The following is a 14,494-nucleotide window of genomic DNA, read 5'->3' on the forward strand; positions in this document are numbered from 1 at the left end:
AGACCGTAATCGTTTAGGATGAACAACTGACCCTGCTGCGGCCTGCCGCCGTCCTGCTTGAAGGGACTACCTTACAGCCTTGACTGTGATGTTCTGGAACGCACTCGGCACCGCGAGCTTCAGCTTGGACGACTCCGCGTCGAACGACCAGCTTCCGCCTTGCGCTTCCAGTTCCGTTTCCCCCTCCGAAGCGGCGACGAGCATCTGTTTCGGTACGAAATTCAGGTCGTTCACTTCGATCTCCACCGTCTCCCGGTAATTAGGCAATCCCTTGGACAAATAGCGAAGATCGAGCGTCATCGCGTCCTTGTCGAATCGACCCGTCACTTCTAGCACGTTAAAGCTCCCCTGCTCATAGGCGTAGGTGCTGGCGTCATCCTCATACCAGCGTCCGGTTACGCGCGTGCCTGCCTGAGCGCCGTGAATGGCGAGTACGATCCGAGCCCCCGCACCCAAGACCGGCTTCCATGACTCGTCCCGAAGCTCCGCGATGACAGCCCCTGCGCGAACATAGATCGGCATCCGCTCCAGCGGCGCATGCGCCATCACGTGCTGGCCGCCTTCGAACCGTTCGCCGCTCCAGAAATCGATCCATTCGCCCGCAGGCAGATAGACCGTCCGGTATTCCGTGCTCGGGCGAAGGATTGGCGCGACCAGCAGGTGTTGGCCGACCAGGAACTGGTCGCAGCAATTATAAACCTTGCGGTCCGTCGGATATTCCAGAATGAGCGGCCGCATAACCGGCAGCCCGGTCTCGTGCGCCTCATGGAACAGCGTATACAAGTACGGGAGCAGACGGTAGCGCAGACGGATGTAGGTTCTGCAGATCTCTTCGATCTCCGGCCCGAACGCCCATGGCTCCTGGCGGATCGTATCGATGGCGCTATGATTCCGGCAGTAAGGGAAGAAGACGCCGGCTTGCGTCCAGCGCGCGAGCAGCTCCGGCGACGTATGGTGGGCGAAGCCGCCGATATCCGGTCCTGCGAACGGCTGGCCGGACAGGCCTAAGTTCAGCACCATCGGAATCGACATCGCCAGATGCTCCCAGAAGCTGCGATTATCTCCCGTCCATGTCGCCGCGTACTTCTGAATGCCGGCATAGCCCGCGCGCGTGAGCACGAAAGGCCGTTCACCGTCCAGCTGACGCTTCAGCCCTTGCTGCGTCGCCATCGACATGAGCATCCCGTACAGATTATGCAGCTCGCGGTGCGTCTTCGGGCTGCCGTCATTGCGGTGCACGACATCGAGGTCCATCGTCTTGCTCTCGTTGAATACAGCCGGCTCGTTCATGTCGTTCCAGATGCCGTGGATGCCCATGTCCGTATAATAACGGTGCTTCTCTCCCCACCACGACCGTACATATTCATCCGTGAAATCCGGAAAAGCGCTGGCTCCCGGCCACACGTTGCCAATAAACAGCTCACCCTCGAGCTTGCGGCAGAAGTAATCGTTCCGGATTCCCTCCTGATAAGCCGCGTACTCCGGATCCTTCTTCACGCCGGGATCGACGATCGGCACGATGCGAATGCCCATCTCCTTCAATTCCTTCATCATGGCCACGGGGTTAGGGAAACGCGCCGGATCGAACGTAAACACGCGATATTCGTCCATGTAATGGATGTCGAGATAAATCACGTCGCACGGAATCCGCTTGTCGCGGAACGAGCGCGCAAGCGTCAGCACTTCCTCCTGGTTCATGTAGCTGTAGCGGGATTGGTGGTAACCGATCGCCCAGGCCGGAGGCAGGTCCATCGTACCCGTCAATCGGCTGTAGCCTTGGATCACGTTCTTCAGATCGGGACCGAGAACGAAGTAGTAATCGATCGTGCCCGAGACGGTCTGGAACGTATAGGACTCGGTGTCCGAACGCATGTCGAAGGAGCAGCGCCCCGGATTATCGAGGAAGATGCCGTAAGCCGGCTTGTCGTAACGGTAATGGATCAGGAACGGGATCGAGACATAGAGGGCTTCGATTTCAGGCACATGCGGGTCATAGATGTCGGAATTCCACATATCGTATTTCTCGCCCTTCTTGTCCAGGAAGCCCGTCTTCTCCCCTAGCCCGTATACGTGCGAATCCGGCTCCATCCGTTTGCGGCAGCCGTACTGCCCGCGGCCGGTCTGGTATAGACCCGCTTCGTCCGAGACCAGCTCGCCTTCCGCCGTATAGAATGCCAGCACGGCATCCTGCTTGCGAATCTCCACGGTGACCGCCGGCAGGGTCAGCCGGTACAGCTCAGGCTCTTCCGCCAGATGCGACGCGACCGGCACGAATGCTTCCGGCTGAACGGCGATCGTCGTGCCCCTGTCTTCCCGATGGTCGGGCAGCAGCTTGACGCGCACGATGGAAGCATTGACCGGCTGGAGCATAAGCGACGCCTGCTCGCCTCTGAACACATACGCGCCCTCCTGCTCGAGGACGGCCTGGATCATGCCGATCCGCCAGCTGCTTTCAATTCGGGTCAGCATTCCTCCTTTATCCGGATGTATCGTTTCGCTTGTAAGCATGGTGTTGTCCTTCCTTCCTTCACGCTTCGTTATCCCTTAACGGAACCTAGTGTTATGCCCTTGACGAAATACTTCTGGAAGAACGGATAAATCACGAGCAGCGGCAGCATCGAGATGAAGATCTTAGCCGCGTTCAGCGTCTGATTAGACAGGCTGGTCATGCGCTTGGCCGTCTCCGCATCCATCTGTGAAGTGTTCACGACGACCGCTACCTGCCGAATATAGGACTGCAGCGGATAATTCTCGTTCTTATTCATTAGCACAAGCGCCTGGAAAAATTCGTTCCAATGTCCAACGATTGTGAAGATTAGAATCGTAGCCATGACCGGCTTGGCCAAAGGCAAATAGATGCCGAGCAGGATCCGCCACGGGCCGGCGCCGTCCATCAAGGCGGACTCCTCCATCTCCTTCGGCAGGTTGCGGAAATAGTTCATGACCAGGATGACGTTGAATACGGGAAGGCCTCCTCCGAGCACCAGGCCCCAGATGTTGTTGATCAGCCCGATATCTCGCATCGTCATGAACCAAGGAACCAGGCCGCCGCTGAACATCATGCAGAAGATGAGCAGCCACATGATGAGGTTCCGGGGCTTGAACTCCTCGGACGACTTCGACAGCGGGTACGCCATCAAGAGGACGACGATGAACGTGATCAACGCCCCGTACGCGACGCGCTGCACCGAAATCCAGAACGAACGGAAAAACTGCGGGTCCTCCATGATCGCCCTATACGAGCCAAGGGTGAACTGCTTCGGCCACGCGAAAACTTGACCCGCCGCGACCGGCGCTTTATCGCTAAGCGAAATAACCAGGGTATACCAGACAGGCAAGAGACAAAGGAGGGTAATCAGGATCAATAGAACCACATTGAGTCCGTTGCCTATCTTCGAAAGTAACGAGCGTTCTTCGACCAAGCTTAGCACCTCCTAAAAGATTCTGTAGTTTGCAAACCGGTACGCCAGGCCATACGTGATCGAAATCATGACGAAGCCGACGACGGACTTGAGCAGCCCGACTGCCGTTGCCAAGCCGTATTGCATATCAATCAGACCGGCCCGATACACCCAGGTATCGATAATGTCGCCGGTGGAATAGACGGTCGGATTATACAGGTTGAAGATTTGGTCGAACCCCGCGTTCAGAATATTCCCCATGCTTAACGTGCCGACCAGGACGACGACGGGCACAATGCTCGGCAGCGTGATTTGGGTCAGCCGCTTGAATTGAGAAGCTCCGTCTATGGCGGCCGCCTCATACATCTCCGGGTTGATCGACGTCAGGGCCGAGAAGAAGATGATCGCGGCAAAGCCGAACTCCTTCCAAATATCGCTGGCTACGACCAGGGCCGGGAACAGCTCGGGCTTCGCAAAGAACAGGAGCGGCTCCACGCCGAATGAGGACAGCAGCCGGTTGACCGGACCGGTGTAAGAGAAAATATCCAGCATAATGCCGGCTACGATGACCCAGGACAGGAAGTGCGGCAGGTAGACCGCGGTTTGCACCGACCGGGTGAACAGCCGATGACGCACCTCATTGAGCATGAGCGCGAAGATGAGCGGCACGATCAGATTGCCGACCATTTTCAATAAGGCGATGAAGATCGTATTCATGAAAATAATCCGGCTGTCGTCCAGCTCGAACATGTACCGGAAATGGTCCAGGCCGACCCACGGCGAGCGGAAGACGCCCATGCCGGCATTGAAATCCTTAAACGCCATCAGAATGCCGTGCATCGGCAAGATGTTCACGAAGAACAGCCAGAGCAGGCCAGGCAGCAGCATCAGGTAATAATGTTTATAGAACGCTTTATTACGCATGCGGACGATCCCCTTAATCAAGTCAAGACGAGTGAACCGTGTCACCCGTCTTGAGCGTTGTTGAACGATTGCGCCGTTATTTCAGCTCGTTGACTTCCTTCGTGATCTGGTCGCCGCCTTGATCCTTCCACTTGGTCACGAACGTATCGAATTCGTCGATCGAAGCGCCGCCCATGATGATCTTCAGGAAGGTCTCGTCCTCGAGCTTCTTCAGATTGGTCCACTTGGTCTGCATCGTCTGCGTCTGGGCCGTCGCCAGGCTTCTCACCCAGTTGATGTCCGCGTTAATGAAGGCAGAACCGCCGTTCAAGTGTGCGTAAAGATGCGAGAAGAAGTCGTCGTCCTTGTTCCAATGCTGAATATCGTAGTTGTCGAAAGGTTCAAGCTTCACGTCCTTGACGTGGGAGGACAGCTCGTACGTGAAGCCGTAATTCAGCTTGTCGACCTGTTCCAGCGTCATCTCGCCCTTCAATACCTTCTGCGTCGTGTTGACCGCGTAATCCAGCTGGTCGCCGTGGCCCATGATCAGGAACAGCGGGATCTCCTGGCTCGTCAGCTCTTTGCCGACCGCCGTCGCATAGCTCGGATCCTTCTCCGATACGTGGATGTTGAGCATCTTGATAACCGCTTCCGGGTGCTTGAACTGCTTCTTCACGACGATGAAGGTGCTGCCGGTCGCTTGGTTGGAGTTGTATTTGCCTTCCGCGTCAAGCGGAGCCACGAACGGCTTCCAGTTCGCGTTCGGGTCGTTCTTGATCGAATCCGTCAAGTTGTACGGCGACCACCATGGACCGAAGAAGATGCCCGCTTGGCCGCTCGAGATGACTTCCTGGCTGCTCTTGCGCAGTCCGATTTCTTTATCGAGAATGCCTTTCTCGTACCAGTCCTTCATTAACGCCAGCGTGTTCTTCGTCTCCGGCAGGGTCGAGCCGTATGCCGCATTGCCGTCCTGGTCCTTGACCCAGATGCCCGGATAAGCGTCATTCGCGAAGAACAGCGGGGAGAAATTCATGAAATGGTCGCTGGACGCCAGGAAGTTCGCATACAGCGAGCCGCCTTGCCCCGTACCGACGATGCCGATGGTGTTGTCGCCGCCCATTTTATTGTCGACGAACGCTTTCGCAATGTTCTCCAGGTCCTCCAGCGTCTTCGGCGCCGTAAGTCCCAGCTTATCCAGCCAGTCTTGGCGAATCCAGGTCAGCGGCGCCGAAGGCAAGGTCGTCTCCGGCAGCGCGTACAGCTTGCCGTCGAAGGTGACGTTATCGAGCAGGCCCGGATTGGACGCGTAAATTTGCTTCAGTCTGTCGTTGCCATACTTCCCGTATACTTCGGTCAGGTCGGCCAGTTGGCCCGCCTTCACCATTTGGCGAACCTGGGATTCGTTCACCAGCATGGCGTCCGGCAAGTCGTTGCTGCCGATCGAGATGCTTACCTTCTGATTGTAGTCCGCGATCGAAGCTTCCCACGTATGCTTGACGACAATGTTATAGGTATCCTTCAGCCAGCGGGTATACGCGTTGTCCTCCGCCGTATCGCTGCCCTCGAACTTGTAGTTGGGATCGATGGCCCGGCCGATGCCGACCTCGACCGGCTCCGGGAATTTCGCCATCGGATCGATGACTTCTGCTGCGTTGGTGCCCGTATTCGAGGATGAAGAGGTATTGGCCTTATTTGCGTTATTGCCGTTCTCGCCGCCGCTGCTGCAAGCGGTTAGTCCCGCAACGGCCGCCACGAGCAGCACCGCCAAACCGGTTTTCGCTTTTTTCATTCCATGCTTCCCCCTAGGTCAACTGTAATTGCTGTACAACTCGATTATAGTGAAGATGCGGCGCAGGGCGGGATAGACCGCGCGACGGATTCAGGTTGAATTTGGTCGACAAAATAAAAAGACGTCCGAAAAAGTTCTACCTTGTTTCGGACGAATTTTCTACCCTAAGCGCCTTTAGTAGTGTGGTGAAAAACCCGTGACCTCCGGTCGGTACGGGCTTCCACTCGCTGTTGTAACCGGATTTCTTTGATTTCAAGTTGTTCAGAGGTAGAAATCCGTTTACATCTGGTGATTGGATTGCGTCCCCATCCAGGAACGCAGCATTCACCAAAGGCGACCGCAAGTAAATGCTTCCGAAGCAGCTTTCTACCAGAAAGCTTTCAGCTGCTCCAGCTCCATACCGACTCTCCGGCCACTTCTTCACCGGGCTTCTAGGGTCTGTTTTGTCTGCGGTATTCGCTTGGCAGCATGCCGACATGGTCCCGGAATAGACGGCTGAAATATTTCTCGTCATTGTACCCGATCTGCTCCGCGATCCATTGAATCGTCTTGGTCGTGCTTCTCAGAAACTCCTTCGCCCGTTCGATTCGCATGTCGCGCGAATAGTCCGTATACGTTTGACCGGTAATCTGCTTGAAGCATTGGCTGAAATAGCTGCTGCTCATGTTGACCATCTGCGCCATCTCGGCTGCGCTTACCGACTGATCCATCCTCTGCTGCACGATATTCATCGCCTTGGTAATGCTCGTCTGGATTTCCACCGAATATTGAGGCTTAAGATTGGCTTGGAGGATAAGTTCCCTGGCTCCTCTCAGCCATTCCTCGAACTGGACCCAGCTGGCGAACGTATCTTCGATCTCGATCGGCGCCGCCGCGATATGCTGATACAGCTTATTCCACTCATCGGTCAGCGTATAGAACATTCTCGCCAGCCGAATCGGGGGCAGTCTCATCGCTCTCAGCGCCTGGATCCGCTCCGCGAACAAGGCCTCATCGAAGATCCACTCCGAGGACAGCCAGCCTTGTTTGATCGCGCTAATGGAGAAGCTCGCTTCTTCTCGATTCCGATTCAAGCGGACTTCACAGTCGGAGACAACGGTGCAGGACGCGGCAGGATCATAATCGTAGAATAGGTCATGATTCCGGTACACCCGAAGCAGCTGCATCACGGATTTATGGTCGAGCTCCGCCAGATCGCGGAAGCAGACGAGGGCGGCCTCCCGTCCTGCAGGAACGGACTTGGGCCTGCTGGTCCAATACCAGACGCCGGCATCCGCCTCGACCGCCCCTTCCTCCCAAGTCTCGTCCGGCTTCGCGTCCGCCCCTTGGTCGACCAGCTTGTACAGCACGTATACTTCATCGGCCTCTGTCAGGTCTCCCTTATTCGGCGCTGCCGGAGCTCGTTCGGTTCCCTTCTGGCGCATCAAGGCCGCAATCCGGCCAAGCACATCCTCCAGCTGCTCCTGCTCGAGCTGCGTCTTCGAAATGTAGTCGATAGCGCCGAGCCGAAGCGCCTCCTGCACGTATTCGAAGCTTTGATGCAAGGTCAGCACCACGATTTGAACATGCGGGTATTTCGATCTTGTCTCCCGCATTAATTCGATGCCGGACATCACCGGCATGGAGAGATCGGTAAGCATTAAATCCACCTTATTGCTCGCCATGAACTGCAGCGCGTTCTCTCCGTTATTCGCTTCTCCGACCACGACCATCCCGTAATCCTGCCAAGGCATAAAGGTCGCAATTCCTTTACGGACGATCTTCTCGTCGTCCACGATTAGTACGCGAATCATCGCTCTTCAGCTCCAATCACCGGAATGATCAGCGAGACGGTCGTTCCTTTGCCTACCTCGCTCTTCAGGGCGAAACGGGCCTGTTCCCCGTAGTTTGCTTCCAGCACGCGCTTCACGTAACGCATGCCAATCCCCATTCCCATTCGCTTGCTCGCTTCCGCTTCGCCAAGCAGCAGCTGGTCGATTCTCTCTTGAGACATGCCCGCGCCATTATCTTGAATCGTAATTTTCAATTCGTCGTGCAGTTGAATATTCACGTGAATGTAACCGTCGTCGCTCACGCCGTGATAGAGCGAGTTCTCCACGAGCGGCTGCAGAATAAAGCGGGGAATGGTCAGCGACATCGCTTCCTCTTCCACGTCGATATCGACATCGAACCGGAAATCATAGCGAATCTGCTGCAGGGTCAAATATTCCTGCAACGCTTCGATTTCGGCGCCGATCGTCGTCGCCTCGCCCATTTTGCCTAAATTGTAATTGAGCAGCCGGTTGAGGGAAAGCACCAGCTTGTCGATCTCTTTCTGCCCGTTCATCGTCGCAAGCCAGTGGACGGTATCGAGCGTGTTCATCAGGAAATGCGGATTGATCTGGTATAAGAGCTTCTCGACTTCCAGATCGGCTCTTCGCTTCTCCTTCTGCTCGATCTCTCCGTATAGATCCCAGATTCTCGTCTTCATATTGCGGATCTGGTACAACAGATAGTCGAACTCCGGTATATGAATCGCATCCGTCGGCTCCTTTACGTTGGAATGGAGCAGCGATTTAATCTCTTTATTGAATCGGTCGAGCGGCCGGTACACCATCTTCCACAGAATCCATGCGGTTAACGCCGCGGCCAGCAAGAAGAAGAGGAAGAAGCCGGTGATCTGCAGCAGCCATTGGTTTTTCTCGCGGTTGAGCTCGTCTTTGGGAAGCACGGACACGAGACTCCATCCCTGATTGCTTGTCTCGATATACCAGGCATAGCTTCCATAAGTTCCGGAGACTGTCTCCTGGCTGCCCCTCGGGAACGGCCGATCTTGGGGGAAGCGGTCGCCGAGTTGACTATAGGCGATGCGGTCGTCGTTGTCCAAAATGAGCAATCGGCGATTCGACGTCTGCCCATGGGTAGGCTCGAGAATATTTTTCAGCACGTTGAATCCCGTCTCTATGTACAGATACAGGTTCTGCTCCGGCAGATTGACGCGGCGCATCGTGCTGATGACAGGCTGATTAATGGAGCGATTGATGCTCAAATGCGGACCGAAATACGTAATATCCGGATACTCCGCCATGACGGGAAGCTCGCCGGGCTCGAAGCGGTTATCGCGGACGAAGAAATTCTCGAAATCGTAGGTATGCGTATCCGGGGCATAATACATGGTCAACCCGACATTCGGATTGGAAAATACGATCACGTTCAGCTCGCTCTTGATCTCGTTGCGAAGCTGCAATTTCTCATAGGGCGCGCTCGCGTGCTCGAGCCGTTCGAACAATTTATTCGTCCCGCCGTCGAAAGCGAGCTGCTGGGAGACGTGGTTTAAGTTATTCAGCGTGTTCTCCATCGCGAGCAAATCCTGTTCCAGCTCGCTCTTAATCGAGCTTTCCACCTTGTTCGTAATGATGGAATCGATCGTATAAAAGGAAACCACCCCGAGACAAATAAACGGGATCAAGCTGCTCACGATAAAAATCGAGATGATTCTATTCTTGAAGGTAACCTGTTTGAAACCGCCGCGCAGTATAGGTTTGATCATCGTTCCCCTCCCGTTCAACCATATTAACACGGCCAGCGGGTCTGTCACTACACGTTTCGACACAAAACGAGACGGCTGACTGCCTTTGCGGCGGAAGCGAGTTTAGGGCCTCCCCGCCTTTCAAACCGGCATAGGAGGCCCTGACTCGCAATCGTTCTATTTCATCTTATCGCTTGTTGATCACGTTCAAGATGGCTTGCGCGGTTTCGGCGCGGCTCGCGTTGGACGCAGGGTCGAAGTTACCGTTTCCTTTGCCTTGCAGAAGCCCTGCGGCGATGGCTTTATTGACGCCTTCTACAGCCCATGAGGAGATGCTTGCGCCATCCTTGAGATCGGCTGCAGCTTGACCGGACGCTGCACTGGCGCTGTTCTCGTACGCATAGGCGCGAACGAGCAGGACCGCCATTTGTTCACGGGTGATGGTCCCGTTCGGATCGAATTTCGTCTCCGATATGCCTGTGACAAGCCCAGCTTCATAAGCGATCGCGACTTCGTTCGCATACCATTGGCCCGCTTGCACGTCGTCGAACGGAAGCGCGCCGGCTGCTTTCGTCAGGCCAAGCGCCCGCACGAGCAAGGAGGTGAATGCAGCGCGAGTGGTAGGTCCATTCGGCGTAAAGAGCGTATCGCTCGTGCCGTTAATGATGTGCTTCGCCGCCAATACTTCCAGCGTCCGGGCAGCCCAGTGGTTCGAAGGCACATCCGCGAAGGACTTCGCATATTCCAGCACGGCATACTTGCTCAAGTGCTCAAGCGTGACCGTCACGGTCTGCTTGACGGGATCTACGCTGCCGCCAACATATTCCCATGCTTTGGTGCCTTCGTTGTAATAATAGACGCCCAGCAGGTCTTCATCCGCCTCATGACCATAAGGCAGGGAAATCTCAACGCCGCCGCCTACATGGCGGATATCGGTGACTTGGTTGCCGTGCTTGAGCTTAAGCGTCATGTCGTAGACCGCGCCTGCAGCTTTCGCGCGCGCCCCACCGCCAACGGCCGGAGCATTCGCGAGATCGCCGGCCGTCGCCGAAGCGAAGGTTACTTCCATACTTGCCCCGGGCGGATTGCCCGCCTGAGTCAGCCATTGCTTCAGCGCCTCCGCTTGAATCGTAAGCACCGCATTCGCGGCTTTCACCTGGAGGGATAATCCGCCGATATCCTGTACCGGAATGGACTTCGACGTCATGCCGCTGCCAAGCTCCACAATCGCTTTATCCCCGTCCTTGACTACATCGGATGGTGCAGGCGTCGAGGGCATAGGGGTGCTAGGCGGTGGCGTCGTTGGCCCTGGATGGCTCGTTGTCCAGTGCGCGTAGATGCTCGCGGGCGCGGTCAGCCAGCTGCCCTCGAATACTCGGACGCCGTTGCTGTTGTAATACTGTTGGCCGCTACCGTCTGCGTTTGCGTAGAAACCTTGGAACGTATATCCATCTCTTTCAGGACGGCTGATTCCAAGCGGCAGTTTGCCGCCGTAGGCAACCGATACGCTTTCCGTACCGCCCGACCCGCGCTGAGGATCCAGCGCAACCGTGTAGGTATTCGCCGTAAAGCGGGCGTAGAGGGTCAAATCGCCGACGGAGCCCGATGCAACGCTGGCGAGCTTTGCGCTCGGACGGAATTGCGGGTCGGTAAACCAGCCGTCGAACGCATGCCCTTCCTTCGGGCTCGGGTCGGTCAGATTGAAAGTCGGCGTTTCAATAGTATAGGCGGCCGGTTCGCTGCCCGGCATAACGGCGGAGACTGCACCGTCTCTATAAGTGATGGCGTAGGATGCCAGGTCCCACTTGGCGAAGAGCGTCGTCGCCGCCGTCACGGTGTCGGTGCTAAAGTTCCACGCCGTCGCGTAGGCAGAATCCTTGTACCATCGCCCGAACGTATAACCGTCCCGAACCGGAGGCGCCGGCTCGGCGATGGCGCTGCCGCTCACCACGTTAGGGATGGACGCGACCTTGCTGCCACCCTGGGCATTGAACTCGACCAGGAATTTGTCGGCTTCCAGCTGAATCCATCCGGCGTAGAGGGTCAGCGCGTAGATATGATCGTCGCCGAGCGTGTTGACCACTGGGGTATCGAAGTTATACTCCTGCGTCAAAGCCGAATCGGTGTACCATTTTCCGTCGAACAGATAACCGGTGCGGGTCGGATCGACCGTCGGACGGGTCGCTTTTTCCCCTTCCCGGACATACTGGTTGTCGACCGTGCTGCCGCCCGACGTGTTGAAGATCACGCCGTTGCGCCCTGGCGGGAATATGCCGCTGGCCGCATAGCCGATGTTGTTGCCTGCGGCAAACGCCGTGTCCCAGTTAGCGCGGGCGTTGTTGCCGCTATCGGAGGAGCCATTGATGTTCAAGTTCGATGCGCTGCTGCCATAGAAATATAATTGCTCATCATTAAGCATGGAGGCGGTAATCGCCGGTTGGTTCGTTTGTTGTCCCGCGTTGTTGTTGAAAATAATCCCGCCGACGGCAGACCGGGGCATTGTAATTTTGTACCAATGGGTATCGACGCCGTTATATTTCATTCTCGTCATCTTGCCGCCGGGCCAGCCGCCGAATAGCTCGGGATTGAAGCTGTACGCCCATATTCCCGTGCTCGCCCAGCCTTGGAAGCTCGCGTTACGGTTGATGGACAGATACGCGTTGACGTGCGTCGGCTCGGCGACCGGCGGGGCGACCTCTTCTTCAGGCTCGACCCTCGTGTAGGTAAAGGCGCTGGTGATCCATTTGCCTCCCGCCGCTTGGCCTACCAACGTCACGGTGATCGGATCGTTGTAGTTGCCGCTCACGGTGATCATATCGTCATGGTCAAAGCTAACGGCGTCGCCGTTGTTAATAGCGTAACTGGCGTTGGTCACACGGACAGCCGACATCCGGAGCCGGAGCTGGTTGCCGGTAAAGCTGTTGCCGGCGATCACATCGTCGTCGCTTGGCAAAGCGGCCAGAACGGCGGAGCTTGCGTCCTCCAGACCCATCAGAACCACGAGGCCGGGGTTCGAGCTGGTGTCGGTGTTGGATACTTTCGCCGGGTTGCCGGGTAGGGTCCCGCTGATCCTGCCGCCCGCTACCGTGAAGACGTTGGATGGATTCAGCGCGTTCGCATAGTAGCCGTCCTTCAAGAACTTCACCGGCACGCTGCCCAGAACACGGTCGGTCGTACTCGCGTTAAGCAGCACCGCGCCGCCGCCGTCCGCGGTTGTGCCGCGCTCGATCATGACCGCATTGCTGCCTAGACTGACCAGATTCTCGTCCCGTCCCGCCATCGCGTTGTGGAACTTGTTGACGGCCACGACTTCGGGATGGCTCCACTGCGGCCGGTTGTTATCTACGTTGTCCGCGGTCAGCACGCTGGTTCTCTGGCTTCCGTCGGCGTTGACATTACGGGCGAAGAAGAGAGGGGATGCGTCCTTGCGGGCGGCAATCATGGCCCAGCCCTGTCTGATCTGCTTCGGGCTGAAGCTCAGGGACTCTCCTTCGTTGTTGTAGGTGTCGTGGGATTCCACCCAAGGCACCAGCCGGTCGGCCGTCAGACCCTCGGCCGCGTAATCCGCCCATTTGTCGAGACGGCCGATGTCCCCTAGCTCGAGGACGCCGCGCACATCATGCCCGTACCGGGAAGCGGTCATGTCGATGTACTTGGCATAGCCGGCCATTCTGTCGTTGTCAGGGTCTCCCCCTTGCAGTACCTCGCCGTATTGGAAGTTCTCCTTGCCCTTCTCCTCGAAGTAGGACTTGGCGGCGCCGGTCACGTTTTTCACGTAATCGCTTGCGAACTCCCCTTGCGGATATCGCTCATTCGTCGCGCCTGCAGCCATGCTCGCCGGGGAAGGCGCGTCGTCGTCCAGCTCGATGTGCTTGATGGCGTCATAGCGGAAGCCGCTCGCGCCGGCGTCGATCATATCCTTCAGATACGCGATGAAGGAATCTTGAACGAACTTCGAGTGCGTGTTCAGATCCCTCAGGCCGCTGATCATATTCGGCTGGGTCAGAAGAAAACGGTCGTTATACCCAACGCTTGCGCTCACATTGTGGAAATGGGTGTTGTCATTCCACGGGGCATCCGAGTTGGCGGTGCTCCCCATGTGGTTCGCTACCACGTCGACGATGACCTTGATGCCGAGAGCTTCGGCGGCGGTGGTCAAGCTGACGAACGCGTCCCTGTCGCCGTACCGGTTGCCGTTGCCGCCAGCGAACATGTTGCGGGGCTGATAGGCAAAATACCAGTTGGTCCCCGATGCGCTGCCCATGATGGGCGACGTCTGGATCGCCGTGTACCCGGCGTCCGCGATGGCCTGCAGATTGTCCTCGATGACGCTTAAATTCCAGTCGAAGGCGTGCAGGATAACGCCATCCCGGATGCGTTCCGGCGTAGCGCTGCTCGCCGTGGAGGCCGCCGATGCCGGCACATCCGTTGAAGATTCGGCCAAGGCCGTCGCCGGCAAGACGACCGAGACCATCAGCACCAGCGCGAGAAGCAGACTAAGGAACCGTTTGCGGTTCAGTGGATAGGTTTGTTTCATGGAAATGTGCAGTCTCCTTATTGATCAAATAGAGATGACGTGCCAAAAGGCAGCTTCACAGAATACCCTTTGACGAAACATGCAGACTGTTCCTTAAATGCCGTGCCGCGTAGATCACCGCCTTCGGATGGAAATGGATGTAATCGCTTTCAAAAAGACCTGTCGATTACTTCCTCATGATCGTGATGCCCCCAACTCTTCACCGGCATTTGCATCTAACACGTGGTGAATGATTTCCTCCTTCACTATATCACCGCAGCAATGATCCTAAGGTAGAGATCGGTTGCGAGTGTAGACGATTATGATGCGAGAAAAAAATGCGTTACGAAAATTATCTATCTTCTTTTCATCCGAAT

Annotated in this window: 7 protein-coding genes; all 7 read right to left on the bottom strand. The window is 56.5% G+C overall.

Features of this window, described 5'->3' with window-relative positions:
• Nucleotides 1–66: 66 nt before the first annotated feature.
• The 7 genes from ACFSKT_RS12125 to ACFSKT_RS12155 all read right to left on the bottom strand — a co-directional run bounded on the left by ACFSKT_RS12125 (nucleotide 67) and on the right by ACFSKT_RS12155 (nucleotide 14,138).
• Nucleotides 67–2,508 (bottom strand): glycoside hydrolase family 31 protein, encoded by a 2,442-nt coding sequence (locus ACFSKT_RS12125; RefSeq protein WP_377721268.1) that lies wholly within the window; start codon nucleotides 2,506–2,508, stop codon nucleotides 67–69.
• Nucleotides 2,509–2,537: 29 nt separating this feature from the next.
• Nucleotides 2,538–3,422 carry a carbohydrate ABC transporter permease gene (locus ACFSKT_RS12130; protein ID WP_377721269.1) on the bottom strand — a complete coding sequence of 295 codons (885 nt, stop codon included), beginning with the start codon at nucleotides 3,420–3,422 and terminating at the stop codon, nucleotides 2,538–2,540.
• Nucleotides 3,423–3,434: 12 nt separating this feature from the next.
• Nucleotides 3,435–4,325: an ABC transporter permease gene (locus ACFSKT_RS12135; RefSeq protein WP_377721270.1), complete on the bottom strand. Its 891-nt coding sequence runs from the start codon at nucleotides 4,323–4,325 to the stop codon at nucleotides 3,435–3,437.
• 76 nt (nucleotides 4,326–4,401) lie between these two features.
• The gene (locus ACFSKT_RS12140) at nucleotides 4,402–6,093 is read right to left on the bottom strand and encodes an extracellular solute-binding protein (RefSeq protein ID WP_377721271.1); all 1,692 of its coding nucleotides are present in this window, start codon (nucleotides 6,091–6,093) and stop codon (nucleotides 4,402–4,404) included.
• Nucleotides 6,094–6,524: 431 nt separating this feature from the next.
• A complete protein-coding gene (locus ACFSKT_RS12145) occupies nucleotides 6,525–7,886 on the bottom strand; it encodes a response regulator transcription factor (protein ID WP_377721272.1) in 1,362 nt (453 codons plus the stop codon).
• A complete protein-coding gene (locus ACFSKT_RS12150) occupies nucleotides 7,883–9,622 on the bottom strand; it encodes a sensor histidine kinase (RefSeq protein WP_377721273.1) in 1,740 nt (579 codons plus the stop codon). Before ACFSKT_RS12150 ends, ACFSKT_RS12145 begins: the two co-directional genes overlap by 4 nt.
• A 166-nt stretch (nucleotides 9,623–9,788) precedes the next feature.
• Complete coding sequence (locus tag ACFSKT_RS12155) at nucleotides 9,789–14,138, bottom strand: InlB B-repeat-containing protein (RefSeq protein ID WP_377721274.1); 4,350 nt, start codon at nucleotides 14,136–14,138, stop codon at nucleotides 9,789–9,791.
• Between the last annotated feature and the right edge of the window lie 356 nt (nucleotides 14,139–14,494).

Source organism: Paenibacillus xanthanilyticus, assembly GCF_042682185.1.
Taxonomy (GTDB): domain Bacteria; phylum Bacillota; class Bacilli; order Paenibacillales; family Paenibacillaceae; genus Paenibacillus_Z; species Paenibacillus_Z xanthanilyticus.